23 protein-coding genes and 2 tRNA genes are annotated in these 24,259 nt (G+C 73.0%); 13 read left to right on the top strand and 12 right to left on the bottom strand.

Features of this window, described 5'->3' with window-relative positions; genetic code table 11:
* Positions 1–4: 4 nt before the first annotated feature.
* Both AOM46_RS10615 and AOM46_RS10610 read right to left on the bottom strand, forming a co-directional pair.
* Entirely contained in the window at positions 5–472 is a 468-nt protein-coding gene (locus AOM46_RS10615; RefSeq protein ID WP_062208956.1) for a MarR family winged helix-turn-helix transcriptional regulator, read from the bottom strand.
* Positions 469–1,038: a DJ-1/PfpI family protein gene (locus tag AOM46_RS10610; RefSeq protein WP_062210654.1), complete on the bottom strand. Its 570-nt coding sequence runs from the start codon at positions 1,036–1,038 to the stop codon at positions 469–471. Before AOM46_RS10610 ends, AOM46_RS10615 begins: the two co-directional genes overlap by 4 nt.
* Positions 1,039–1,245: 207 nt before the next feature.
* On the opposite strand from AOM46_RS10610, the gene AOM46_RS10605 reads away from it, so the two are divergent.
* The 6 genes from AOM46_RS10605 (at position 1,246) to AOM46_RS10580 (ending at position 9,480) form a co-directional block, all read left to right on the top strand.
* On the top strand, positions 1,246–1,905 hold the full coding sequence (locus AOM46_RS10605; RefSeq protein ID WP_370592677.1) for a GntR family transcriptional regulator: 660 nt from the start codon (positions 1,246–1,248) through the stop codon (positions 1,903–1,905).
* 71 nt (positions 1,906–1,976) lie between these two features.
* Positions 1,977–2,624 (top strand): hypothetical protein, encoded by a 648-nt coding sequence (locus AOM46_RS10600; protein WP_062208953.1) that lies wholly within the window; start codon positions 1,977–1,979, stop codon positions 2,622–2,624.
* A 1,218-nt stretch (positions 2,625–3,842) separates the two neighbouring features.
* The gene (purD, locus tag AOM46_RS10595; RefSeq protein ID WP_062208950.1) at positions 3,843–5,114 is read left to right on the top strand and encodes a phosphoribosylamine--glycine ligase; all 1,272 of its coding nucleotides are present in this window, start codon (positions 3,843–3,845) and stop codon (positions 5,112–5,114) included.
* 195 nt (positions 5,115–5,309) lie between these two features.
* A complete protein-coding gene (locus AOM46_RS10590; RefSeq protein ID WP_062208947.1) occupies positions 5,310–6,839 on the top strand; it encodes a hypothetical protein in 1,530 nt (509 codons plus the stop codon).
* 161 nt (positions 6,840–7,000) lie between these two features.
* Positions 7,001–8,458 carry a N,N-dimethylformamidase beta subunit family domain-containing protein gene (locus tag AOM46_RS10585; protein WP_062208944.1) on the top strand — a complete coding sequence of 486 codons (1,458 nt, stop codon included), beginning with the start codon at positions 7,001–7,003 and terminating at the stop codon, positions 8,456–8,458.
* A 107-nt stretch (positions 8,459–8,565) separates the two neighbouring features.
* Positions 8,566–9,480 (top strand): phosphoribosylaminoimidazolesuccinocarboxamide synthase, encoded by a 915-nt coding sequence (locus AOM46_RS10580; protein WP_062208940.1) that lies wholly within the window; start codon positions 8,566–8,568, stop codon positions 9,478–9,480.
* A 48-nt stretch (positions 9,481–9,528) separates the two neighbouring features.
* Here the strand turns inward: AOM46_RS10580 and AOM46_RS10575 are convergent, their stop codons facing one another.
* From AOM46_RS10575 to AOM46_RS10545, 7 genes are all read right to left on the bottom strand, one after another.
* Complete coding sequence (locus tag AOM46_RS10575; protein ID WP_062208937.1) at positions 9,529–10,170, bottom strand: DNA-binding response regulator; 642 nt, start codon at positions 10,168–10,170, stop codon at positions 9,529–9,531.
* A complete protein-coding gene (locus AOM46_RS10570; RefSeq protein WP_062208934.1) occupies positions 10,167–11,438 on the bottom strand; it encodes a sensor histidine kinase in 1,272 nt (423 codons plus the stop codon). Before AOM46_RS10570 ends, AOM46_RS10575 begins: the two co-directional genes overlap by 4 nt.
* 68 nt (positions 11,439–11,506) lie before the next feature.
* A complete protein-coding gene (locus AOM46_RS10565; protein ID WP_062208931.1) occupies positions 11,507–12,346 on the bottom strand; it encodes an ABC transporter permease in 840 nt (279 codons plus the stop codon).
* Positions 12,343–13,275 (bottom strand): ABC transporter ATP-binding protein, encoded by a 933-nt coding sequence (locus AOM46_RS10560; RefSeq protein WP_062208928.1) that lies wholly within the window; start codon positions 13,273–13,275, stop codon positions 12,343–12,345. The genes AOM46_RS10565 and AOM46_RS10560 overlap by 4 nt, the downstream gene beginning before the upstream one ends.
* A 149-nt stretch (positions 13,276–13,424) precedes the next feature.
* Positions 13,425–13,497, bottom strand: a tRNA-Gly gene (locus AOM46_RS10555).
* A 65-nt stretch (positions 13,498–13,562) separates the two neighbouring features.
* A tRNA-Gly gene (locus AOM46_RS10550) sits at positions 13,563–13,637 on the bottom strand.
* A gap of 87 nt (positions 13,638–13,724) precedes the next feature.
* Positions 13,725–14,054: an Lsr2 family protein gene (locus AOM46_RS10545; protein ID WP_062208925.1), complete on the bottom strand. Its 330-nt coding sequence runs from the start codon at positions 14,052–14,054 to the stop codon at positions 13,725–13,727.
* A gap of 399 nt (positions 14,055–14,453) precedes the next feature.
* Here AOM46_RS10545 and purS point away from each other — a divergent pair, with 399 nt between their 5' ends.
* The 4 genes from purS to AOM46_RS10525 all read left to right on the top strand — a co-directional run bounded on the left by purS (position 14,454) and on the right by AOM46_RS10525 (position 18,151).
* On the top strand, positions 14,454–14,753 hold the full coding sequence (gene purS / locus AOM46_RS10540) for a phosphoribosylformylglycinamidine synthase subunit PurS (RefSeq protein WP_062208922.1): 300 nt from the start codon (positions 14,454–14,456) through the stop codon (positions 14,751–14,753).
* Positions 14,750–15,424 (top strand): phosphoribosylformylglycinamidine synthase subunit PurQ, encoded by a 675-nt coding sequence (purQ, locus tag AOM46_RS10535; RefSeq protein ID WP_062208919.1) that lies wholly within the window; start codon positions 14,750–14,752, stop codon positions 15,422–15,424. Before purS ends, purQ begins: the two co-directional genes overlap by 4 nt.
* On the top strand, positions 15,424–17,691 hold the full coding sequence (gene purL, locus AOM46_RS10530; RefSeq protein WP_062208916.1) for a phosphoribosylformylglycinamidine synthase subunit PurL: 2,268 nt from the start codon (positions 15,424–15,426) through the stop codon (positions 17,689–17,691). The genes purQ and purL overlap by 1 nt, the downstream gene beginning before the upstream one ends.
* 70 nt (positions 17,692–17,761) lie before the next feature.
* Positions 17,762–18,151, top strand: coding sequence for a VOC family protein (locus tag AOM46_RS10525; RefSeq protein WP_062208913.1), 390 nt, complete (start codon positions 17,762–17,764; stop codon positions 18,149–18,151).
* Between the two features lie 777 nt (positions 18,152–18,928).
* On the opposite strand, the gene AOM46_RS33115 is transcribed toward AOM46_RS10525, so the two are convergent.
* The 3 genes from AOM46_RS33115 to AOM46_RS10510 form a co-directional block, all read right to left on the bottom strand.
* Positions 18,929–19,429, bottom strand: a complete 501-nt coding sequence (locus AOM46_RS33115) for a hypothetical protein (protein WP_062208910.1) — start codon at positions 19,427–19,429, stop codon at positions 18,929–18,931.
* 71 nt (positions 19,430–19,500) lie between these two features.
* Entirely contained in the window at positions 19,501–19,953 is a 453-nt protein-coding gene (locus tag AOM46_RS10515; protein WP_062208908.1) for a YbhB/YbcL family Raf kinase inhibitor-like protein, read from the bottom strand.
* A 94-nt stretch (positions 19,954–20,047) separates the two neighbouring features.
* The gene (locus AOM46_RS10510; protein WP_062210648.1) at positions 20,048–20,572 is read right to left on the bottom strand and encodes a PH domain-containing protein; all 525 of its coding nucleotides are present in this window, start codon (positions 20,570–20,572) and stop codon (positions 20,048–20,050) included.
* A gap of 104 nt (positions 20,573–20,676) precedes the next feature.
* Between AOM46_RS10510 and AOM46_RS10505 the strand changes: the two genes are divergently transcribed.
* The 3 genes from AOM46_RS10505 to purM all read left to right on the top strand — a co-directional run bounded on the left by AOM46_RS10505 (position 20,677) and on the right by purM (position 24,255).
* Positions 20,677–21,480: a sterol carrier family protein gene (locus AOM46_RS10505; protein WP_062208904.1), complete on the top strand. Its 804-nt coding sequence runs from the start codon at positions 20,677–20,679 to the stop codon at positions 21,478–21,480.
* Between the two features lie 100 nt (positions 21,481–21,580).
* Complete coding sequence (purF, locus tag AOM46_RS10500) at positions 21,581–23,140, top strand: amidophosphoribosyltransferase (RefSeq protein ID WP_062208901.1); 1,560 nt, start codon at positions 21,581–21,583, stop codon at positions 23,138–23,140.
* A 44-nt stretch (positions 23,141–23,184) separates the two neighbouring features.
* Positions 23,185–24,255, top strand: a complete 1,071-nt coding sequence (purM, locus tag AOM46_RS10495; protein WP_062208898.1) for a phosphoribosylformylglycinamidine cyclo-ligase — start codon at positions 23,185–23,187, stop codon at positions 24,253–24,255.
* The last annotated feature ends 4 nt before the right edge of the window (positions 24,256–24,259 follow it).

Below are 24,259 nucleotides of genomic sequence, written 5' to 3'. Positions count from 1 at the left end.
TCGTCTACTGCTCGGGGACGGCCGGGAGTTGGGTCAGGGCCCGCGACAGCTCGGTGAGCGCGGCGAGGACCTCGGCCCCCCGGTCGACGCCGCCCAGCGCCTCGACCAGGGCGTGGGCGGCGTCCGCGTGCGCCGGGTTGATCCGGTCGATCGCGGCCCGGCCCGCCGGCGTCGGCGCCAGCAGCTTCGCCCTGCGGTGCGCCGGGTTGGGGTGGTACTCGGCGAGGCCGCGCTCGACCAGCAGATCGGCGACGCGCTGCACGCTCTGCCGGGTGACGCCCATCGCGCGGGCGATGCCGGCGGCCGGCAGCGGCTCGGGCAGCACCGCGCCGAGCACCTGCCACCAGGCGGCGGTCAGCCCGGCGGGCCGGGAGAGCCGTTCGGCCAGTTCGAGGAACTGCCCGTTGAGCCGGAAGACCGTCAGCGCGGTGTCCGAGAGCAGCGTCTGGGCCTCGGCGTCCGCCGCGGTCACCGAGCCGCCTCGGCGGCCGCCAGGATCGGATAGGCGCTGGCGTCCGAGTGCGCGTAGAGCCGGAACCGGGCCTCCAGCACCTCGGGTTCGAGGACATCGAGCCGGGCCAGGATCTCCCGGGCGAACGGCTCGGGATCGGTGGGCCCGGCCGTGATCACCCCGCGGTCCGTCACCGCGTCCGCCTCCCGGTAGTGGGCGCCGCCGGCGTAGCCCGTGAAGGTCAGCATCTCGGCGGCGCCGCTGGTGTGCGCGCGGTCGTCCAGCAGGCCGGCGCGGGCCAGGCCGACCGTGGCCCCGCAGATCGCCGCGACCGGCACGCCGGCGGCCACGAACTCCCGCGCCGCCTCGGCGAACGGCGCCAACGAATCGCCCGCCATCCAGGCCCCGGCGCCCGGCAGGATCAGCAGCGCGCTGTCGGCCGGATCGAGCCGGTCCAACGGGAGGTCGGGCAGCACGCGCAGTCCGCCCATGGTGGTGACCGGCTCCTCGCCCGGCCCGACGGACAGCACCCGGAAGCCGTGGCCGGCCAGCGTCGACGTGGCGTGCCCCGTCTCCCAGTCGGCCATGGTGTCGTAGACCGCCAGATGCACCGTGCGGCCGGTGCGCTCGGGGGCGGTGTCGGCGGCCCCGGCGGAGTGGTCGGCGGGGTGAACAGTGGGGTGGTCGGCGGGGTGGTCGCGCATCGGAACGGCTCCTCGTTCGGCGGTGTTATTGACAGCATGCTGTCGTAACGACAGTGGACTGTCAAGTGTGGGTCTGTAGTCTGGGCTGCCGTGATTCAACGCAGCACCCTGCGGGAGCAATTGGCGGACGCCCTGAGGGAAGAAATCCTGGCCGGACGGCTCGCCCCCGACGCCGAGTTCACCGTGCGGGAAATCGCCGAGCAGTACGGGGTCTCGGCGACCCCGGTGCGCGAGGCGCTTGTCGACCTGTCCGCGCAGGGGCTGCTTGAGGTCGAGCAACACCGCGGCTACCGGATCAAGCAGTTTTCCCTCGTCGACTTCGAGCAGATGGTCGAGGCACAGGCGCTGGTCAGCGACGGCTTCCTGTGCCGCAACCCGGCCTTATCCCAGCACTGGGCCGAGCCCGAGACGTTCACCTCGGTCCGCCGCCGCGCCGTCGCCGCACGTCAGGCGGCCCTCGCCGGCGACCTGGACATACTCATCGGCTACGACCTGCGGTACTGGCGCGAGCTGGACGCGCTCATGAAGAACCCCCATATCGGCGACTTCCTCGACCGACTCCGGGTGCGCTGCTGGGCCTATCTGGTGCCCGCGCTGCGCCAGCGCGGACGTCTCGCCGGCCGCCTCTGGGCCGGCCACCTCCCGCTCACCGACGCCGTGGAACACGGTGATGTCACCGAGACCCGACTGTTGCTCGGCGAGTACCGATCCCACATCCTGGCTCTGGCGGCCGAACTCGACACGGCCTGAGCCGCCGGCCCCTACCCCTGGACGCCCTCGGACACCCTCGGACACCCCCGGACGGAGAGTGAGCTTCCTACGTGGCCTGTGACCTCTGGTTGGTCCCCCTCGTCGATGTGCTGTGCCACAGCCCCGACAACCCGTTCGCCGAGGAGATCGCCGGCTACGACCGGGCCCTCTCCGACGCCGGACTGCCCCCGGTGCCCGTCTTCGGCTATGTGCCCGGCACGGTCGGCGAGGTCGCGCCCGTCGCCGGCTTCGACTACACCGCGCTGCATCTGCTGCGCCGCGCCTATCTGCTCCAGCTCAGCGGACTGCCGGTGACCCCGGCCGCCGAACTGGACGGCGACTACCAGCAGCTGCTGGAGATGTTCGAGAGCGGAGCCCAACAGGCCCATCTGGTCTGGCACTCCGACCACGCCGGCGTGTACCTGCCGGTGGACTTCCCGCATCCGCTGGTCAACGACGACCTGTTGGCCGGCGGCGGACCGCTCGGCTCCAGCCACGGGCTGCTGCGCGAACTGGAGCTGGTCGGCCCCGCGCTCGGCATCGACCCGGCCAGACCGCCCTCCCCACCGAGCCCGCCACAACGCCCCACCCGCCTCGACGAACCAGCCGCCGGCCCCACCGACGCCGGCCCCTTCGCCCAGGAACGCCACGTCTGGCTCGGCCTCCACACGGCGGCCACCCGCAGCCTGGCCCAGGGCTCGATGATCGTCTTCAGCTAAGCCCTCGCGCCGGGCTGGCGTTGGCGGGGTTGCCGCTGCGCGGCGTTGCGCTTGCGCGCGGCGGGGCCCTCGCGCCGGGCTGGCGTTCGGCGGCTTTGCCGTCGCGCGGTGCCCTCGCGCCGGGCGGGTGTTGGCGGGGTTGCCGCTGCGCGGCGTTGCGTTTGCGCGCGGCGGGGCCCTCGCGCCGGGCTGGCGTTCGGCGGCTTTGCCGTCGCGCGGTGCCCTCGCGCCGGGCGGGTGTTGGCGGGGTTGCCGCTGCGCGGCGTTGCGTTTGCGCGCGGCGGTGTCCTCATGCCGGGCTGGCGTTCGGCGGCTTTGCCGTCGCGCGGTGCCCTCGCGCCGGGCGGGCGTTGACGGGCTTGCCGCTGCGCGGCGTTGCGCTTGCGCGCGGCGGTGCCCTCGCGCCGGGCCGGCGTTGACGGGCTTGCCGCTGCGCGGCGGTGCGTTTGCGCGTCGCGGTGTCCTTGAAGGGGGCCATCGCGTCGGGCAGGTGTTGGCGGGGGCGCCGGTGCGCGGCGGTTCCCGTTCGGGGGGTGTCCTGTGCGCTCGTGCCCAGGCAGCCGGTGCTGGTTTGCCGCTACGCCCCTGCGCCGGGCGGGCGCCGGCAAACTCGCCCTGCCGCCCACCCACCGACCACCCCCGGCCCGGCACGCACCGCTGCGCCCCGCCGCCGCGCAGCGGTGCCCGCTCCGCGGCGGTCGGGCGGGGCCCTCGCGCCGGGTGGGCGCCTTGCGGGCTTGCCGCTGCGCGGCGCTGCCCTCGCGCCGGACGGGCGATGGCAAACTCGCCTGCGGCCCTGCGGCCCTGCGGCCCTGCGGCCCTGCGGCCCTGCGGCCCTGCGGCCCTGCGGCCCTGCGGCCCTGCGGCCCTGCGGCTCCGCCGCTGCGCGGTGGCGCCGTCCTCACGCCGGGCGGGCGGTTGCAAACGCACCCCGCCGTCCCGCTGCCATGCCGCTGCCCGCTGTCCCGCCGCTGCGCGGTGGCGTTTCTCTGACGCCGGGCCGGCGTCGACAGATCCGCCCGGCCGCCCCGCCGTCCCGCCGCCCTGGCGGGGCGGTGCCCGCCGCCCCGCCGTCCCGCCGCCTCCGCCGCTGCGCCGCCCCGCCGCTGCGCGGCGGTCGGGTCGGGCCGGTGTCGGGGTCGGGGCGGGGCCGGGGTGGGGTGGTCGGTGGGTGGACGGGGGAGGGGTGGGGGAGGGGGTGGCGGTTAGGCTGCGCGCGTGAGAATCCTTGTCATTGGTGGTGGCGCCCGCGAGCACGCGTTGTGTCACGCACTCTCCCGCGACATCGCCGTCTCCGAGCTGCACTGCGCGCCCGGCAACGCCGGCATCGCCGAGTTGGCCGACTGCCACCCCGTCGACCCGCTCGACGGCCAGGCCGTCGCCACGCTGGCGCTCCGACTCGGCGCCGAGCTGGTCGTCGTCGGCCCCGAGGCGCCGTTGGTCGCCGGCGTCGCCGACGCCGTCCGGGCCGCCGGCGTCGCGGCCTTCGGGCCCGGCGCCGAGGCCGCCAGGCTGGAGGGCAGCAAGGCGTTCGCCAAGGACGTGATGGCCGCCGCCGGGGTGCCGACCGCCCGGGCGCATGTCTGCGCCACCCCGGCGGAAGCCGACGCCGCGCTGGCCGAGTTCGGGCCGCCCTATGTGGTCAAGGACGACGGGCTGGCCGCCGGCAAGGGCGTGGTGGTCACCGAGGACCTCGCCGTCGCCACCGCGCACGCCCGGTCCTGCGAGCGGGTGGTGATCGAGGAGTTCCTGGACGGGCCCGAGGTGTCGCTCTTCGCCGTCACCGACGGCGAGACGGTGCTCCCGCTCACCCCCGCCCAGGACTTCAAGCGCGCGTTCGACGCCGACCAGGGCCCCAACACCGGTGGCATGGGCGCCTATTCGCCGCTGCCCTGGGCCGATCGCAAGCTCACCGACGAGGTGCTGCGGACGGTGCTCCAGCCCACCGTCGACGAGCTGCGCCGCCGGGGCACCCCGTTCTCCGGGCTGCTCTATGCGGGCCTGGCGCTCACCCGGCGCGGGGTGCGGGTGGTGGAGTTCAACGCGCGCTTCGGCGATCCGGAGACCCAGGTGGTGCTCGCCCGTCTCGAGACCCCGCTGGCCGGGCTGCTCAGGGCGGCGGCCGTCGGCGAGTTGGCCGGCCATCCGCCGCTGCGCTGGTCCGAGGGGTCGGCCGTCACGGTGGTGGTCGCCGCCGACGGCTACCCGGCGGCGCCGCGCGCCGGCGATCCGATCGAGGGGCTTGAGGCGATCAGGGCCGAGGACGGGCCCGGCGCCTATGTGCTGCACGCCGGCACCCGCAGGGACGAGGCCGGCCGGGTGGTCAGCGCCGGTGGCCGGGTGCTCTCCGTCACGGCGATCGGCGCCGATCTGACGGAGGCGAGGGAGCGCGCCTACCGGGCGGTGGGCCGGATCGAGTTGGCCGGATCACACCATCGAACGGATATCGCCGCGCGGGCAGCCTCTGACCAAAGCCCCACCATCGAGTGACCGAATCCCCGTCCGGCTGACGCGCCCGCCACACCCAACTAGGGTGCGGCGCACACCCAACTAGGGGGCGTCGCAACGTCTTCGACGCCAGTCACCGTGCTCTCAGGCGTTCGGCGCAGCGCGCCTTGCGATGTCCGAGCCCGGTGTCACAGTGGAGACAGATGCGGCGGTAACCGGACAGCGGAGGGCACGGGCATGGTGCAGCGCGAAGCGCGTAACGCCACTTACTCCGCGCGGGATCACGCGCTGGCCGTGCTGCGGGTGCGCAACACCGCGCTGGCGCTGGCCCTGACGCCGGCGGCGATCGCCGTGGTGCTGCTGGTCGTCGGCGCGCCCGGCGCGCTCGGCTGGTCCGTCGCCGCGGTGGCCGTCGCCGTGCTGGCGTCCGCCACCGCGCTCGGCCTCTCCATCGCCAGGGCCCGCCCCCGGCCGACGCCCACGGTGCCGGTCGCCGACGAGGCGGCGCCCGCACTGCACCGGCTGATACGCGAGTTGGCTGCCGAGCTCGACGTGCCGGAGCCCGGCGGGATCGCGCTCACGCCGGACTGCGACAGCTGGCTCGACGAGCAGGCCGCGCCGCCGGGCGGCGCCCCCGTGCTGGTGATCGGCTCGCCGTTCCTCTGGTGGCTGCGGGTCGACGAGCTGCGGGCGCTGCTCGCGCCCGTGGTCGCCGGCACCGGGCCGGCCGCCCATCCGGATATCGCCTCAGCCCGCCGCTGCCTGCGCGCCTGGGACGCGGCGGCCGGCCGGGCCAGGGGCCGGAGCGCCGCGCGGCATCCGCTCGCGGCCGTCGCCGGCCGGCTCGCCCGCCGGCTGCTGCGCGCCGGCGCCGGGCACTCGGTGGAGATGGAGCGCGGCGTCGCCGCGGCGGCCGCGTCCCGCGCCCGGGGCGTCGACCAGGCGCTGCGCGCCCTCGCCCAGGAGCAGGTCGGCCTCGCCTACGCCGGCTGGGACCGGCTGTTGACGCGGGTCGCGCTGCCCGCCTGGCGCACCGGGCGCTGGCCGAGCGGCCTGGACGCCGGGGTGGCGGCCGCGCTCGCCGAGCTGTCCAGCCGGGACCGGCTGGCCGACGGCTTCGCCGCCCGGCTCGACCGGCGGCCCGCCTGCGATCTGCTGGAACGCCCGGGCGAGTTGGACCAGCAGGTCTCGTTGCTGGCCGCCCGGCTCTTCCACGGCGTGCCCGACGACCGCTCGGCCGGCTGGGCGCCGGTGGAGTGGCCGGCCTATCCGGAGGAGGTGGTCGACCGCATCTGGCGGGATCGCGCCGCCCGCCTCTTCACCGCCCTGGACGCCACGGAGACGCCGACGCTCGCCCGCGCGCTGCACGGCCTCGCCGAGGCGGCCGCCGACGGCAACACGGACGAGCTGGCCGCGCGTCTCACCGCCGACGCGGCGCGCGCCGAGGCCGCGCACGCCCCCCGGCCCTGGTCCCCGCCGGACGGCGGCCAGGGGCCGCTGCCGCTGCCGCCCCAACAGCCGCGCGGGCGGCGGGAGTCGCTGATCGACCATGTGGCCGCCGCGGTCTGCTGCGCCGCCGCCGACACCGCCGGCGCCTCCCCCGGGCTCGACTGGCTGGACGGCCCAGTGCTGCGCACCGTGGCCGGCCGCCCCCAGGATCTCGCCGACACGGTGCACACCCTGGTCGAGGAGGGCGACGCGGGCCCGCTGCGGGACTGGCTGGCGCTCGCCGGCGTCCGCGCCGACAAACCCGTACGCCTCGTGTGACAACGGGGGTTGGGTAGCGGCCGGGGCTCGACAGGGGAGGCCCCCGGCGTCAGTATCGCGCCAACACCTCGCGGTCAATCCCACGACGAACGGTGATCGGACGCTCGCCATATGTGATGTGCTGGTGACGGCACGGCCACCGGAGGTGCAGGGAGGGGAGCTTGAGAGAGACCACCGAGCGTATTCGCCGTTGGGAGGCGGGCACGCTGACACACGCGGTATCCGACCCGTACGGGCAGGGCCCGCTGCCCTGGCTGCGGTCCAGCGAGGGGCATTTCTACGACGCCGGGTACGCGCTGCCGGCCCAGCGCCGCGATCCACCGCCTTCGGGGCCGCGCACCGCGGACGATGTGGCCTGTCAGATCAAGGGGTTTGTCACCGAGGGGGCGGTGGAGCCGGGCCAGGCGCTGGACTTCAGGGTCACGGTCGACCCGCCCCAGGAGTTCACCATCGACATCTACCGCATCGGCCACTTCGCCGGTGACGGCGCCCAGTTACTGTTGCGCAGCCCCAAGCTGATGGGGATCAGACAGCCGACGCCGCTGATCGCCGGGCGCACCGTCTCGTGTCACAACTGGTGGCTGTCCTGGCGGCTGCAGGTCCCGGAGGACTGGCAGCCGGGCGCCCATGTCGCCGTGCTCACCACGGCCGACGGCGCGTTCCGCTCGCATGTGCCGTTCGCCGTCCGCGACGACCGCCCGGCCGATCTGCTGCTGGTGCTGCCCGACGTGACCTGGCAGGCGTACAACCTCTTCCCCGAGGACGGCTCCGCCGGCGCCAGCCTCTACCACGGCTGGGACGCGGGCGGCCGGCTCCTCGGCGAGCAGGATGCCTCGGTCACCGTCTCCTTCGACCGCCCCTACGCCGGCGCCGGGCTGCCGCTGCACGCCGGGCACGCCTACGACTTCATCCGCTGGGCCGAGGGCTACGGCTACGACCTCTCCTACGCCACCGCCCGCGATCTGCACGCCGGTCGGGTGGACGCGGCGCGCTACCGGGGGCTGGTCTTCTCCGGCCACGACGAGTACTGGTCGGTGCCGATGCGCCGGGCCGTCGAGGAGGCCAGGGAGATCGGCACCTCCCTGGTGTTCCTGGCGGCCAACTCGATGTACTGGCAGGTCTCGCTCGGCCCGCTGCCCTCGGGCGACGCCGACCGGCTGCTGCACTGCCGCAAACGACAGGGCCCGGGCCGGGCCGTGCTCTGGCGCGAACAGGGCGCCCCCGAGCAGCTGTTGCTCGGCATCCAGTACGCGGGCCGGGTGCCGCGTCCGCATCCGCTGGTGGTGCGGAACGCCCACCACTGGCTGTGGGAGGCCACCGGGGCGGCCGAGGGGGAGGAGCTGGCGGGCCTGGTGGCCGGCGAGGCGGACCGTTACTTCCCGAGGACGCCGCTGCCCGCCACGGAGAGCCGGGTGTTGCTGGCGCACTCCCCGTTCCGCGACGAGACGGGCGTGGCCCGGCACCAGCAGACGTCGCTCTACCAGGCGCCCAGCGGCGCCTGGGTGTTCGCCTCCGGCACCTTCGCCTGGTCGCCCGCGCTGGCCAGACCCGGCCACACGGACCCCAGAATCCAGCGCGCCACCGCCAATCTGCTCGATCGCATCTGCAAACAGGGGTGATGAGTGGCGCTCTGCGGCCGGCGCACCCGGTCGCCGGCCTTTCGCCGCCATGCGGGACAATGAGGGCGGCGCGGCCCCATCAACCCCCCGAGTCGCCAGGAGACACAGTGCCAGGATTCATCGAGCGGCCCGAGCCCGTCCAGGTTCCGGGCCTGGTGCATCTGCACACGGGGAAGGTGCGGGATCTCTACCGCGACGAGGCGGGACAGCTGGTCATGGTCGCCACCGACCGGGTGTCCGCCTTCGACTGGGTGCTGCGCGGCGAGATCCCCGACAAGGGCCGCATCCTCACCCGGCTCTCCCTCTGGTGGTTCGACCAGCTGGCCGATCTGGTCCCGAACCATGTGATCGGCACCGACCCGCCCAGGGGCGCCCCCGACGACTGGGCCGGCCGCACCCTGATCTGCCGGTCGCTGGACATGGTCCCCGTCGAGGCGGTGGCCCGCGGCTACCTCACCGGCTCGGGCCTCGTCGAGTACCGGGAACACCGCACGGTCTGCGGACTCGCCCTCCCCGACGGCCTGGTGGACGGCTCCGAACTGCCCGCCCCGATCTTCACCCCGGCCACCAAGGCCGAGCTGGGCGACCACGACGAGAACGTCGCCTACGAGGAGGTCGCCCGCCGGGTCGGCGCCGAGACGGCGGCCCAACTCCGCCAGACCACCCTGGCGTTGTACCACCGGGCGCGGGACATCGCGCGGGACCGGGGCATCATCCTCGCCGACACCAAGTTCGAGTTCGGCCGCCCGACCGGCGGCGCCGCCGACCAGCCGCTGATCCTCGCCGACGAGGTGCTCACCCCGGACTCCTCCCGCTTCTGGCGCAAGGCCGAATGGCAGCCGGGCCAGCCCCAACGCCCCTACGACAAGCAGCTGATCCGCGACTGGCTGCTCTCGCCGGCCGCCGGCTGGGACCACCGGGGCGACACCCCGCCGCCGCAGCTGCCGCCCCATGTGATCGAGCAGAGCCACAGCCGCTACGCCGAGGTCTACCAACTCCTCACCGGCCAACCCTGGGACTGACCCCGACCCCCTCACTCGTCCGGGTGATTGGCCCCCGGGCCCATACACCTAGAGCCAGCCGCGCTCGCGGGCCCGGTGCGCCGCCGTGTGGCGGTTCTCCGCGTTCAGCTTGGCGACCGCGGAGGAGAGGTAGTTGCGGACCGTGCCGGGCGCCAGGGCCGCCCGTTCCGCGATCTCGGCGATCGGCGCGCCGTCGGCCGCCAGCTCCAGCAGCTCCGCCTCCCGCGCGGTCAGCGGCGAATCGCCCGCGCTGATCGCGTCGGCCGCCAGCTCGGGATCGATATAGCGGTTGCCGGCGCGCACCGTCCGAATGATCTCGGCGAGCCGCCGCGCCGACACCGTCTTGGGCAGAAACCCCCTGGCGCCCGCCGCCAACGCCCGTTTGAGATGGCCGGGCCGGCCGTGTCCCGTCACGATCATCGTGGCGCACTCCGGCAGTTCCACGCGGAGCGCGTCCGCCACCGCGACCCCGTCGGAGCCCGGCATCTGGAGGTCGAGCACGGCCACATCGGGGCGGTGCGCCCTGGCCATGGCCAGCGCCTCCGGCCCCGACGCCGCCTCGGCCACCACCCGCAGATCGTCCTCAAGCGCCAGCAGCGCTGCCAGGGCGCCCCTGATCAGATGTTCGTCATCGGCGAGCAGCACCCGGATCACCGCACCGCCCGGCTCCGTCGCCCGTTCCCCGCTCACCGTCGCGTCCTCTCCGCCGTCCCGGCCGCACCGGTCGTCCCGGCGTTCTCGTTGGTCCGTTCCACCGGAACCCGCGCGGTCAGCCGGAACACCCCGCCGGCCGGCCGCTCGACCGTCAGCGAGCCGCCCTGCCCGGCCAGCCGCTCCCGCAGCCCCGCCAGCCCGCTCCCGGCGGACTCCGGCGCACCGGCCGGCACGCCGTCGTTCTCCATCGTCAACTCCACCGCCGCCCCGTCGTCCGGCACCCACAGCCGCACCGAGCAGCGCGAGGCCGACGAATGCCGCAGCGCGTTGGTGGCGCCCTCGCGCACCACCCAGCCGAGCGCCGAGCGCACCCCCGCCGGCAACCGCGCCGCCGCCTCCTCGCCCACCACCTGGCAACGGATCCCGGCGGCGCTCAACACCCCGCGCGCGCCCGCCAGTTCGGCCTCCAGATCGGCCTCCCGATAGCCGCGCACCATCTCCCGGATCTCCCGCTGCGAATCCCGGGCGATCCGCTGCACCTCCGCCAGCTGGTCCATCGCCCGCGGCGAACCCCGACTGGCCAGCTCGGCCGCCAGCTCGCTCTTCAACGCGATCACCGACAGATTGCGGCCCAGCACATCGTGCAGATCCCGCCCGAACCGCAGCCGCTCCTCCGCCACCGCGAGCCGCGCCTCCATCTCCCGCGCCGCGTTCACCTGGTCGAGCACCCGCAGCGTCCAGCCGGAGACCCGGTAGATGCCGCCCATGATCGCCCCCACCAACGCGGTGACGGCCACCCCGACCAGCAGACCCGTCCACGAGGGACGATGCACCAGCATCGCCACCACCGTCGCCGCCGCCGGCACCCCGTACAGCTCGGCGGCCCGGGGCAGCGACAGCGCCAGCGACACCGGGCCGGCGTAGAACATGGTGGCGTAGAGCCCCAACACCACCGCCTCGTCGCCCAGCGCGTCCACCGCCACCGCCCAGCCGATCACCGCGATCAGCGTCAGTGTCAGCCCGAGACCCCACGCCAACGGCCGCACCGGCAGCGGCCCCGCGCCCAGATAGCGCGCCAGGCTCCGCCGGGTGGCCACCACCATCACACCGGAGTGCGCGGCGCCCAACAGGCCGACGACGACCATCGGGAGCACGTCCGAACGGTCGCTCTCCCGCACCAGCACCGCGCCGACCAGCAGCACCTCCTGCAGACCGATGAAGTACAGCGAGCACCGCGTGTAGTAGTGGACCCGCTCGCGGTGGTTGAGGCGCCGCAGCCCGGCCCACCAGTTCCAGCGTGGCATTCCGCCCGTCCTCTCCTACGCCCCGAACTCCGCACTCGCCCGCGCCCCGGCCACCGGGCCGGGACGCCTCACTGCCGAGGATCCCAGCGGAACCGCCGCCGCACGGCAAACACCCCGACCGCCACCCAGACCAGCGCCAGCGCCCAGGCGCGCAGCGCCTCCCCGTCCGAGAGCCCACCGATCCAACCGTGCCGCACCAACTCGAACGCCGGGGTCAGCGGCAGCAGCCGGCACACCTCGGCCAGCGCGTCCGGCAGCACATCCAGCGGGATGAAGATCCCGCAGGCCAGCATCGAGATCAGCAGCAGCGGCGTGGTGGTGATCTGCGCACTGTCCACCGTCTTGGTCAACGCCGCCGTCAACGCGGCCAGCAGCACCAGCGAGACCACCGCCAGCGCGACCCCGGCCACCAGGACCAACGGCGCGCCGGGCGCCGCCACATCGAACGCCATGCTGCCGGCCACCACCAGCACCAGGCACTGCGCCAGCGCCACCGTAACGGTCGGCAGCGCGGCGGCCGTCAGGATCTCCCCGTCGGTCAGCTCGCCGGTGCGCAGCCGCTTCAGCACCCGCTCCTCCCGCCGGGTCACCAGCGCCGGCACCAGGTTCAGATAGACCACCACCAGCAGCACCATCCCCACGCCGCCGGTCAGCACCACCTCGCCCTGGGAGAGCCCGGCCCCGGCCAGATCCAGTTCCTCCGTCGCCGAGTAGGCGCCGCCCACCATCAGCACCGGCATCAGCAGCGCCACCCACAGCGCCGAACGGCTGCGCAGCAGCAGCGTCAGTTCCGCCCTGGCCAGCGCCCGCATCCGCCGCAGCGACGCCGCGTCGGGCAGCCCCCACAGCGGCGGCCGACCGGCCGCCCGTTCCCGCGTCGCGCCGGTTGTTCCGGTTGTGCCGCTCATGCCGGCTCCTCCGCCCGCTCGTCACGTCCCGCGATATCGAGAAAGACCTCTTCCAACGAGGCCGATCTGGCGTCCAGCCGCTCCAACCGGTGCCCGCCGTCCTCGGCCCAGCGCAGCAGTTCGAGCAGCGACTCCTGCAGCCGAGGCGTCCTGATCTCCACCTGGCGCCCGTCCACCGCCGCCGGCAGCGTCAGCGGCAGCCGGCCGGGGACCAGCCCCTCGGGCAGCCGGAACCTGATCCGGGACGGCCGCTCCGCCATCACCTCGGCCGGCGTGCCGGCGACGGTGATCCGACCCTCGCTCATGATCGCCAGCCGATCGGCCAGCGCCTCGGCCTCCTCCAGATAGTGCGTGGTCAGCACGATGGTGCTGCCCTCCGCGCGCAGCGACCGCACCAACTCCCAGGTGGTGCGCCTGGCCTGGGGATCGAGACCGGTGGTCGGCTCGTCCAGGAAGAGCACCTGCGGCCGGCCCATCAGCGCCAACGCCAGGTCGAGCCGGCGCCGTTCACCACCGGACAGTTGCTTCACCCGCACTCCGGCCCGACCGCCCAGGCCCACCAGCTCCAGCGCCTCCGCCTCGGGACGCGCCCCGGTGACCTGGCCCGCCCACATCCGCGCGGTCTCGCCCGCGGTCAACTCGCTGGGCAGGCCGCCCTCCTGGAGCATGATCCCGATCCGCGGCCGCACCACGGCCCGGTCCCGGAACGGATCATGGCCCAGCAGCCGCACCGAGCCGCCGGTCGGCGGCGCCAGGCCCTCCAACACCTCGACCGTCGAGGTCTTTCCCGCGCCGTTGGTGCCCAGCAGCGCGAACACCTCGCCTTGCCGCACGGTGAAGTCCAGCCCTCTGACCGCCTCGAAACCGTCGTCGGCGCCGGGGCCTTGATACCGCCGACGTAGTCCGTTCACCTCGATCGCGTCGCTCATGACTCCAGGCTCACCCGTGGAGAGGAGCGAAGGCAGTGCGCGTTGTCATCAACGCGTATGACAGATGTCAACTCACCGCCGGGGCCGCGGAGCCCCGTACACATGAAGAAGGCCCCGGCACTGAGAACAGTGCCGGGGCCTTTCCACCGAGCGGACGACGAGATTCGAACTCGCGACCCTCACCTTGGCAAGGTGATGCTCTACCAACTGAGCCACGTCCGCATGGGCCACCCGCGAGCGGGTGTTGCTGCGCCTACTGTACCCGATCCGAAGACAGGTCCAGCGGCTGGAGCGGGTGACAGGAATTGCACACTGCGCCTCCCTCTTGGAAAGAGGGTGTTCTACTACTGAACTACACCCGCGCGATCCTCGGGGTTCCGGCCTTCCGGCCCTGCCCCTCGGCGCGCTCCAGACTTTAGCGGATCACCCCGGGGGCATGGCAAGTCGGCTCAACGAGAGGTCGCGTGCGCCTGGTTGAACGCGTCGTAGACCTTCCTCGGGATACGGCCCCTGGCCGGCACCCCGAAGCCGTTGGACTCGGCCCAGGCCCGCACCGCCTTGGGGTCGGGGGCGACGGCCGTGCGGTGGAACGTCCGGCCGGAGCGGGACCGCTTGCGGCCCGCCTCCACATACGGCGCGAGCGCCCCGCGCAGCTGCTCGGCGTTCTCGGAGCTGAGGTCGATCTCATAGGTCTTGCCATCGAGTCCGAAGGCGACCGTCTCCGCCGCCTCCCCGCCGTCGATGTCGTCGGAGAGAGTGACCACCACACGCTGTGCCACGGATATCGGTCCTTTCGGGAGTCGCCGCCGTTCCCCGGCATCCGGGGCGGGCTTCGCCGGTTTCCCGGCCGCCACGATCTCGGCGCTCCCCTCGTTTGTGAGCTTCTTCTTTATTTGTACTGTGCTCGACGCACTAAAGCGAAGCGACGAAATTGCCGTCGCGTGTCATCTCGGCACCATCTCGGGTGTCTCGTCAGTGACTCGACATGACTCTCGCGTACCGGGACCCTACTTATTTCCGCGCGTTTCTTGCAGGGGTTTGTGCGCCCGATACCTTAACGTGACCAGCCCCCGTCGCTCTACTCGCGTAGATTTCTTCGCCGGGTACGCTGATCCGTGCGGCGTCAAGCATCAGAGCCCCGCATCACCAGCACTCGCAACACCACCGGGAGTAAGCCAGTGGCCCGCGTCGTAGTTGACGTCATGCTCAAGCCCGAGATCCTCGACCCCCAGGGCCAGGCCGTGCAACGCGCACTGCCCCGTCTCGGGTTTGCCGGGATCACCGATGTCCGTCAGGGGAAGCGCTTCGAACTCGACCTGGAGGGGCCGGTCGACGAGGCGGCGTTGGCCCGGATCAGGGAGATCGCCGACACCTTTCTCGCCAACACCGTGATCGAGGACTTCGTGGTCCGCGTCGAGGACGTCGACGAGGCCGGGAACGCCACGGGCAATGGGGTGGAAGAAGGGGTGGCCCGGTGACCACTCGTGTAGGAGTCGTCACATTTCCCGGCTCCCTCGACGACCGGGACGCCGCCCGCGCGGTAAAGCTGGCCGGCGGCGAGCCGGTCGCGCTCTGGCACGGTGACAAAGATCTCCACCAGGCGGATGCCGTGATCCTGCCCGGCGGATTCTCCTATGGCGACTATCTGCGTTGTGGCGCCATCGCGCGATTCTCTCCGGTGATGGAAACGATCATTGCCGGCGCCAAGGACGGGCTCCCCGTTCTGGGGATCTGCAACGGTTTCCAGATGCTCTGCGAATCCCATCTGCTGCCCGGTGCGCTGACCCGCAACGACCATCTGCACTTCGTCTGCCGGGACCAGCGGCTGCGCGTGGAGAACACCGACACCGCCTGGACGGGGGACTTCGAGGCCGGCGCCGAGATCACCATCCCGCTGAAGAACGGCGAGGGCGGCTATGTCGCCGACGAGCGCACCCTGGACGAGCTGGAGGCCGAGGGCCGGATCGTCTTCCGCTACCTGGAGCGCAACCCGAACGGCTCCCGCCGGAACATCGCCGGGCTGACCAACGCGGCCGGCAACATCGTCGGCCTGATGCCCCACCCGGAGCACGCCGTCGAGTCCCTGACCGGGCCCACCACCGACGGCATCCCGTTCTTCACCTCGGTACTCAAGAAGCTGGTCGCCTGATGTCCGCACAGTCCAAGAACGTTCTGGACACCGTCAAGCACGCCACCGACACCCCGGACACCGCCCAGCCCTGGGCCGAGCTGGGCCTCAAGGAGGACGAGTACCTCCGCATCCGCGAGATCCTCGGCCGCCGCCCGACCGGCGCCGAGCTGGCGATGTACTCGGTCATGTGGTCGGAGCACTGCAGCTACAAGTCCAGCCGGGTCCATCTCCGCCAGTTCAGCGAGAAGGCGCCGCCCAGCGACGCCCTGCTGGTCGGCATCGGGGAGAACGCCGGCGTCGTCGACATCGGCCAGGGCTACGCCGCCACCTTCAAGGTCGAGTCGCACAACCACCCGTCCTATATCGAGCCCTACCAGGGCGCGGCCACCGGAGTCGGCGGCATCGTCCGGGACATCCTGGCCATGGGCGCCCGGCCCATCGGCGTGATGGACCCGCTGCGCTTCGGCGCCGCCGACCACCCCGACACCCGGCGGGTGCTGCCGGGCGTGGTCGCCGGCATCGGCGGCTACGGCAACTGCCTGGGCCTGCCCAACATCGGCGGCGAGGTCGTCTTCGACCCCTGCTACCAGGGCAACCCGCTGGTCAACGCGCTCTGCGTGGGCGTGATGCGGCATGAGGACATCCATCTCGCCAAGGCGTCGGGCGCGGGGAACAAGGTGATCCTCTACGGCGCCCGCACCGGCGGCGACGGCATCGGCGGCGTCTCCGTGCTGGCCTCCGAGACCTTCGAGTCGACGGGCCCCGCCAAGCGGCCGGCCGTCCAGGTGGGGGACCCGTTCCAGGAGAAGCTGCTGATCGAGTGCACCCTGGAGATCTTCGCCGAGCGGCTGGTCGCCGGCATCCAGGACCTCGGCGGCGCCGGCCTCTCCTGCGCCACCTCCGAGCTGGCCTCGGCCGGTTCCGGCGGCATGCGCGTCGAGTTGGACACCGTGCCGCTGCGGGACTCCTCGCTCTCCCCCGAGGAGATCCTGATGAGCGAGTCCCAGGAGCGCATGTGCGCGGTGGTCGAGCCGGACAAGGTCGACCGCTTCCTGGAGATCTGCGCCAAGTGGGATGTCATCGCCACCGTGATCGGCGAGGTCACCGAGGGCGAGCGCCTGGAGATCTACTGGCACGGCGAGCAGGTGGTGGACGTTCCGCCGCGCACCGTCGCGCACGAGGGCCCCGTCTACCAGCGTCCGCTGGCCCGCCCCGAGTGGCAGGACGCCCTCCAGGCCGACGATCCGGCCCGGCTGCCCCGGCCCGCCGACGGCGCCGCGCTGCGCGAGCAGGTGCTCCGCGTCGCCGGCTCGCCCAACCAGGCGTCCGTCTCCTGGATCACCGACCAGTACGACCGCTATGTCCTCGGCAACACGGTGCTCGCCCAGCCCGAGGACAGCGGGATGCTGCGGATCGACGAGGAGACCAACCTCGGCGTCGCCCTCGCCACCGACGGCAACGGCCGTTACGCGAAGCTCGACCCCTACACGGGCGCCCAGCTGGCGCTGGCCGAGTCCTACCGCAACGTTGCCGCCGGCGGTGCCAGGCCGCTGGCCGTCACCAACTGCATGAACTTCGGCTCGCCCGAGGACCCGGCGGTGATGTGGCAGTTCGCCGAGGCGACCCGCGGCCTCGCCGACGCCTGCCTCGCCCTGGGCGTCCCGGTCACCGGCGGCAACGTCTCCCTCTACAACCAGACCGGCGAGACGGCGATCCACCCCACACCGGTGGTCGGCGTGCTGGGCGTCATCGACGATGTCACCCGCCGCACCCCGATGGCGTTCCGCACCGAGGGCCAACTGCTGTACCTGCTGGGCGAGACGGCCGACGAGCTGGGCGGCTCGGCCTGGTCCCAGGTGGTCCACGACCACCTCGGCGGGCTGCCGCCCGAGGTCGATCTGGAACGGGAGCGGCTGCTGGCCGAGATCCTGGTCTCCGCCAGCAGGGACGGCATGATCGACGCCGCGCACGACCTCTCCGACGGTGGCCTGATCCAGGCGGTCGTCGAGTCCTGTCTGCGCGGCGGCGTCGGCGCCCGGCTGGTCGTCCCCGAGGAGCTGACCCCGTTCACCTTCCTGTTCTCGGAGTCCACCGCCCGTGCGGTGGTGGCGCTGCCACGGAGCGAGGAGGTCCGCTTCACCGACATGTGCACGGTGCGCGGCCTGCCCGCCGCCCGTATCGGCGTCCTGGACGGCGACGCGGTCGAGGTCCAGGGCCAGTTCGCCATCCCGCTGGCCGAGCTCCGCGAAACCCACGAACGTCCGCTGCGCGAGCTGTTCGCCTGAGGCGCGCCTGTCCACAGCCTGCCCATGGCCTGCCCACGGCCTGCTCACGCGGGCAGGCGGAGGAGAATCGATGCCGTCCGTCATCCGCCACATCACCTTCGACTGTGCCGAGCCGCACGAGCCCTTCGAGCTGGCCCGGTTCTGGAGCGGGGTGCTGGGCCACCCGGTCGATCCGATCGACGAACCGGGCGACGACGAGGTCGCGCTGGCCGTCCCCGACGGCCAGCCGACGCTGCTGTTCGTGCGGGTGCCGGAGCGGAAGTCCCTGAAGAACCGGGTCCACCTCGACCTGGAGCCGGGCCAGTCGCGCGACGCCGAGGTGGAACGCGTCCTCGCGTTGGGCGCGACGCTGGTGGACGACCGCCGCAAGCCCAACGGCCGGGGCTGGGCCGTCCTGGCCGACCCGGCGGGCAACGAGTTCTGCGTCGAGGCCAGCGCGCAGGAACGCACCGCGTCCTGACGCGGGGTTTTTTCCCACCCGCCCGCCCCTTCGAAGGGGCGGGCGGGCGCCCGCATCATCTCGCCCCCGGGCCGTCCGGTCCTGGCGTGCCGGAGCCCTTGGCCTTCTGAACGGCGGCCGGGCGCCCCCGGCGGTCCCGGGCTCCCGAGCGGCGGGCGTGTGCCCGCCTCTCGGGCCCGGTCCGTGCCGGGCGAGGCGTGCCCCGGGGTGCCGGGGCCTGGTCTTGTGAGCGGCGGGCGGGTGCCGGCGTCTCGGGTCCGGGCCGGTGGATCGGCCGCGATGTGGTGCGGGAGGCCCGGGGTTTCTTTCCCACCCACCCGTCCGTCCCCGAAGCGGCGCCTGGGTACCCGTGCTTCGCCACGGGCCCCGGGCTCCCTGAGCGACCGCCGGGTGTTCGCCTTTCGGGTCCGGGCCGGGCCGGTCCGGGCCCGGCTTTGTGAGCGGCGGCTGCCCCTTGGGGCCACTCGTCTGTCCCCGAAAGGGTGGCCGTTCCGGGCCGGCGGCCGAAGCTTTCCGCCGACCGCCCGCCCACCCCACAAGGGGCGGGTGGGTGGGCGAACCCCCGGCGGTCAGGCCGGGGGCGGCTAAGGCCCGCGCGGCAAGCGAGTGGTGTGTCGGCTGCCCCTCGGGGCCATTTGTCTGTCGCCGAAAGGGTGGCTGTTCCGGGCCGGCGGCCGGAGCTTTCCGCCGACCGCCCGCCCACCCCACAAGGGGTGGGTGGGTGGGCGAACCCCCGGCCGTCAGGCCGGGGGCGGCCAAGGCCCGAGCGGCCAGCGGTCAGCGGGTTTCGTAGCGGGGGCCCATGTCCGGGGTGTCGGTGTTCTCCAGTTTGGTGACGATGCGTTGGTCGGTCACCAGATCGTGCAGGAGGACCTTGGTGCGGTCGTGGGGGAGGCCGGCCGTGCGGGCGATCTCGTGGGCGTGGACCGCGTTGCCGCCGTGGCGGCGTTCGGCCGTGGCCACGGCCTGGAAGACGGCCTGGTGCTCCTGGTCGTAGCCGGGGTGGGCGCGCCCGGTGAAGTTGCGGCCGGGGGGCGGTTCGGGCGGCGGCTCCGCTCGTTGGACCTCCATCTCGGCCGCCTCCACCCGCTGCTTGCCCCGGTCCAGGGGTTCCGTCCGTTCCGCGTGGCTCCACGAGTTCCTGTCGGGCACATGGGTGCGCTGCTTGGAGCCCCCGGTGGTGACATTGCGTGCGCTGGGGCTCTCGCCCCGTTCGCGGGCGGCGCGGGCCGCCGCGCGGCGCTGTTCCTCGTTGCCCTCTACCTTCTTGCGGACCATCTCGCCCTCACTTCCTCTCCTGATGCGGGCTCCTGGTTCGGGTTCCCGGCGCGGGCTCCCGGTGCCGGCGGTCACCGCTGGTGGAGGCCGGTCAGCAGGCCGCTGGCCAGCCCGTGCTGGCTCATGGTGCGGTGCACCTGGGCGGCGGTGGCGCTGTCCGGCAGCGGGACCGGCTCGGGGACCGCGTACAGCCGGAAGCGGTAACGGTGGGCCCGGTCGCCGACGGGCGGTTGGGGGCCGTCCCAGCCCGGTTCGCCGAAGCTGTTGCGGTGCGCGGTGCCGCCGTCGGGCACCTCCCCGGCCGCGACTCCGCCGCTCTCCGGGTCGATGCCGGTGACCAGCCAGTGCACAAAGGTGCCGGACGGTGCGTCCGGGTCCTCGCAGAGCAGGACCAGCTCCTCCGTGCCGGTGGGGGGCCGCGACCAGGTCAGCGGTGGGGAGATGTTCTCGCCGTCCTTGGCATGGCGGCCGGGGATCGGTGTCCGGTCGTTGAATGCCGTGCTGCGCAGTTCGATACCAGCCATGCCGCCGGGGTACCCGCCAGCCGGAGGGACATTCAGGCGATTGGCCGTCTTTGTCGGTTTACTTCGGCGAGACGTACTGAAAGCCGACCGGTCGTCACGCTCCGTACGGCGGTTGGGCCGGCGGCTCGTCGCGGAGCCCGTCGATCGCCTGGTACACCTGGTTCTTCAGGGCCTCGGGGTTGGGCACATGCCGGAGCGTCATCATGCCCTGCTCGGACGCCGACTGTACGCGGACCGTCCCGTAGCGCATGATCCGCTCCCAGAGCGAGGCGGAGAACGCGACGTCGTTCACCCGCGCCAGCGGAATGCTGCGGCCGGACTTGGAGAGAAAGCCCGACCGCTTGTGCAGGCGCTTGGTGGTGAGGAAGTAGAGGGTGGCGCGCCACTGGAGCAGCGGCACCAGCCAGAGCCAGACCGCCGCGACGCCGGCGACGGCCAGCACCACCCAGACGCCGGTGCGGCCCCAGTCCTCGTCGGTCGGCAGCGCCCAGACCAGGCCGCCCGCCACCGCGATGATCACGCACAGCAGCAGGAACTCGCTGACCAGGGTGGTCCAGTGCTGCCGGGTCTCGTAGAGGAGTTCCTCGTCCTCGGCCAGATACCGGTCCGCGTATGCCATGTCGCGCATCCTAGGCGCGCCGCCTTCGTGGCGGTCCGGCGCGGGGTGATCCGGTATGACCTTGTCACCTTCACCCTCGGGGGGCCGTCGGTAAGCTCCGTGTCATGTCTGCCATCCGACGCAAGCCCCGCGCCTATCACCCGGATCGGGTCCGCGACGCGCTGCTCGCCCAGGTGGAGTTCGTACGGCTGGCCGCCCATGAGCTGCCCGACGCGAGCCTGACCCGTCCGGTCGGTCTCGCGGGCTGGGACGTCGGGCTGCTGCTGGCGCATATCGCGCGGCAGGTGGACTCGCTGCCCCGGCTGTTGGCCCAGCCGGCGCCCGAGGCGACCAGGCCGACCACGGGCCTGGACGGCTGGGCGGTCGCGGTCGGTGGTCTGGCCGAGACCCTGGACAAGGACGCGAGGGAGGCCGCCGAGCGGCAGCCCGACCACCGGGTGGCCATCGATCTGGCCGCCGAGGAGCTGGACGCGGTGGTGGAGACGGGGGTCAGGGAGGATCTGCTGATCCCGCACCCCTTCGGCGCGATGCGGGCGCTGGACTTCAGCGTCACCCGGGTGGTCGAGCTGGTGGTGCACAGCGACGATCTGGTCAGGGCCGGCGTCGCGGTGCGGCTGGACCGGCAGGCGCTGGCGATCACGGTGCGGATGCTGGCCGACGCCCTGGCGGTCAGGGCGCCGGGGGCCTCGACCGAGCTGCGGGTGCCCCCGTTTGTCGCGGTGCAGTGCGTGGCGGGGCCCCGGCACACCAGGGGAACGCCGCCCAATGTGGTGGAGAGCGATCCGATCACCTGGCTGCGGCTGGCGGCCGGCCGGATCGGCTGGCCGGAGGCGATGGCCGGCGGGCGGCTGCGGGCCAGCGGCGGCCGGGCGGAGGCCATCGCGGCGGAACTGCCCGTGCTCGGCTGACCGCCCAGCGTCCCAAAGCGCCCGAAGCCGGCGTCACATGGGGCATGTCTCACAATCCAGGGGTTCTCCTCGTCGGCCACTTCTGGCCTAAACTCAAGATGTGCCACGTGGTGACGGACGACTCAACCACGACCTCGACCCCGGCGAGAAAGGCCCGAGGGACGCCTGTGGCGTCTTCGGCGTCTGGGCCCCGGGCGAGGAGGTCGCCAAGCTCACCTTCTTTGGGCTCTATGCGCTACAGCACCGTGGACAGGAGTCCGCGGGGATCGCGGTCAGCGACGGAGCCAAGATTCTGGTCTTCAAGGACATGGGGCTGGTGTCCCAGGTCTTCGACGAGACCGCCCTCGGCTCGCTGACCGGCCATATAGCGGTCGGTCATACGCGCTACTCGACCACGGGCGCTCCCACCTGGGAGAACGCCCAGCCGACCTTCCGGGCGACGGGACATGGCTCGATCGCGCTCGGCCACAACGGAAACCTGGTCAACACGGCGGAGCTGGCCGAACTGGTCGCCGAACTGCCGGTCGGCCGGGGCTCGCGGCAGCGGGTGGCGACCACCAACGACACGGATCTGGTGACGGTGCTGCTGGCCGGCCAGCGCGACGAGCGCGGCGAGCCGCTGACCGTCGAGGAGGCCGCGCCCCGGGTGCTGCCCCAGGTCAAGGGCGCCTTCTCGTTTGTCTTCATGGACGAGAACACCCTCTACGCGGCCCGCGACCGGGAAGGTTTCCGGCCATTGGTGCTGGGCCGTCTCGAACGCGGCTGGGTGGTGGCCTCGGAGACCGCGGCGCTGGACATCGTGGGCGCCTCGGTGGTCAGGGAGATCGAGCCCGGCGAGATGATCGCCGTGGACGAGCAGGGTCTCCGCTCCATCCGATTCGCGGAAGCGAAGCCTCGGGGCTGTGTCTTCGAGTATGTTTACCTGGCCCGCCCCGACACCGATATCGCGGGCCGCAACGTCTATCTCTCCCGGGTGGAGATGGGACGCCGACTGGCCGCCGAGGCCCCGGTGGACGCCGATCTGGTGATATCGACACCGGAGTCGGGAACGCCGGCCGCCATCGGCTACGCGGAGGCCAGCGGCATCCCGTACGGCTCGGGCCTGGTGAAGAACTCCTATGTGGGGCGCACCTTCATCCAGCCGAGTCAGACCATCAGACAGTTGGGTATCCGACTCAAGCTGAACCCGCTCAAAGAGGTCATTCGCGGCAAGCGGCTGGTCGTGGTCGACGACTCCATCGTCCGGGGCAACACCCAACGGGCGCTGGTGCGGATGCTGCGCGAGGCCGGCGCCGCCGAGGTGCACGTCCGGATCAGCTCGCCGCCGATCAAGTGGCCGTGCTTCTTCGGTATCGACTTCGCCACCCGGGCCGAGCTGATCGCCAACGGCCTGTCCGTGGCGGAGATCGGCGCCTCGCTCGGGGCCGACTCGCTCTCCTATATCTCCCTGGACGGCATGGTCGAGGCCACCACGATCGCCAAGCCTGAGCTGTGCCGGGCCTGCTTCGACGGCGAGTACCCGATGGAGCTGCCGGACCCGGAGCTGCTGGGCAAGGACGTGCTGGAGCAGCCGGCCGCGCGCGCCGCCGGAGCGTCGGAGGGCACGTCGCTGCCCCTGCTCACCGGTCCTGGCGCGGCCGACGCGCTGCGCCGTCCGTAACGCGCGCCCGGCCGCGGGCCGGGCGTTCACACGAGAGAGACCTGATGACGACTAACGTGCCCGGAGCCAGCTACGCGGCGGCCGGCGTCGATATCGAGGCCGGAGAGACCGCCGTCGAGCTGATGAAGGAGTGGGTCGCCAAGGCGCAGCGCCCGGAGAGCGTGGGCGCGCTCGGCGGCTTCGCCGGTCTGTTCGACGCCTCGGCGCTCACCCGCTATCGGCGTCCGCTGCTGGCCTCGGCGACCGACGGCGTAGGTACCAAGGTTGCCATCGCCCAGCGCCTGGACGTGCACGACACCATCGGCCGGGACCTGGTCGCCATGGTGGTGGACGATCTGGTGGTCTGCGGCGCCGAGCCGCTTTTCATGACCGACTACATCTGCGTCGGCAAGGTCTACCCCGAACGAGTGGCCGCGCTGGTCAAGGGCATCGCCGAGGGCTGTGTGCTGGCCGGCTGCGCGCTGGTCGGCGGCGAGACCGCCGAGCACCCTGGGCTGCTGGGCCCCGAGGAGTACGACGTGGCCGGCGCCGGCACCGGCGTGGTGGAGGCGGACGCCCTGCTGGGCGCCGACCGGGTCAGGACCGGCGATGTGGTGCTGGCGATGGGCGCGAGCGGACTGCACTCCAACGGGTACTCACTGGTCCGCCATGTGCTGCTCAACCGGGCCGGTTGGGGCCTGGAGCGCGAGGTGCCCGAGTTCGGCCGCACCCTCGGCGAGGAGCTGCTGGAGCCGACCAGGATCTACTCGCTGGACTGTCTGGCGCTGATCGAGGCCACCGAGATCCATGCCTTCGCCCATGTCACCGGGGGCGGGCTGGCGAACAACCTGGCCCGGGTGCTGCCCGAGGGGCTCGGCGCCACGATCGACCGCGCCAGCTGGTCGCCGGCCCCGGTCTTCGGGGTGGTCGGCGAGGTCGGCCGGGTCGCCAGGGCGGAGCTGGAGAGGACGTTGAACATGGGCGTGGGCATGGTCGCCGTGCTGCCGCCGGAGGCGGTGGATCCGGCCCTGGCCGTGCTGGCCGACCGGGGGGTGCCCGCATGGGTCGCGGGCGAGATCGGCACGGTGCACGCCGACGACGAGTCGGTGACCCTCAGTGGTGACTACGCCCGCTGACCCC

It is taken from the genome of Streptomyces sp. NBRC 109706, assembly GCF_000974485.1.
Taxonomy (GTDB): Bacteria; Actinomycetota; Actinomycetes; order Streptomycetales; family Streptomycetaceae; genus Streptomyces.
Note: the sequence above shows the minus strand (reverse complement) of the source record. Positions and strands in the feature narration are given on the sequence as shown.

Bases quoted from the DNA above. Each gene is read 5' to 3' on its own strand.
- AOM46_RS10525 (WP_062208913.1), top strand. From the start codon at position 17,762: ATGCCGTCCGTCATCCGCCACATCACCTTCGACTGTGCCGAGCCGCAC.
- AOM46_RS10510 (WP_062210648.1), bottom strand. From the start codon at position 20,572: ATGGCATACGCGGACCGGTATCTGGCCGAGGACGAGGAACTCCTCTAC.
- AOM46_RS33115 (WP_062208910.1), bottom strand. From the start codon at position 19,429: ATGGTCCGCAAGAAGGTAGAGGGCAACGAGGAACAGCGCCGCGCGGCG.
- AOM46_RS10505 (WP_062208904.1), top strand. From the start codon at position 20,677: ATGTCTGCCATCCGACGCAAGCCCCGCGCCTATCACCCGGATCGGGTC.
- AOM46_RS10590 (WP_062208947.1), top strand. From the start codon at position 5,310: ATGGTGCAGCGCGAAGCGCGTAACGCCACTTACTCCGCGCGGGATCAC.
- AOM46_RS10565 (WP_062208931.1), bottom strand. From the start codon at position 12,346: ATGAGCGGCACAACCGGAACAACCGGCGCGACGCGGGAACGGGCGGCC.
- AOM46_RS10560 (WP_062208928.1), bottom strand. From the start codon at position 13,275: ATGAGCGACGCGATCGAGGTGAACGGACTACGTCGGCGGTATCAAGGC.
- purM (WP_062208898.1), top strand. From the start codon at position 23,185: ATGACGACTAACGTGCCCGGAGCCAGCTACGCGGCGGCCGGCGTCGAT.
- AOM46_RS10570 (WP_062208934.1), bottom strand. From the start codon at position 11,438: ATGCCACGCTGGAACTGGTGGGCCGGGCTGCGGCGCCTCAACCACCGC.
- purL (WP_062208916.1), top strand. From the start codon at position 15,424: ATGTCCGCACAGTCCAAGAACGTTCTGGACACCGTCAAGCACGCCACC.
- AOM46_RS10515 (WP_062208908.1), bottom strand. From the start codon at position 19,953: ATGGCTGGTATCGAACTGCGCAGCACGGCATTCAACGACCGGACACCG.
- AOM46_RS10610 (WP_062210654.1), bottom strand. From the start codon at position 1,038: ATGGCCGACTGGGAGACGGGGCACGCCACGTCGACGCTGGCCGGCCAC.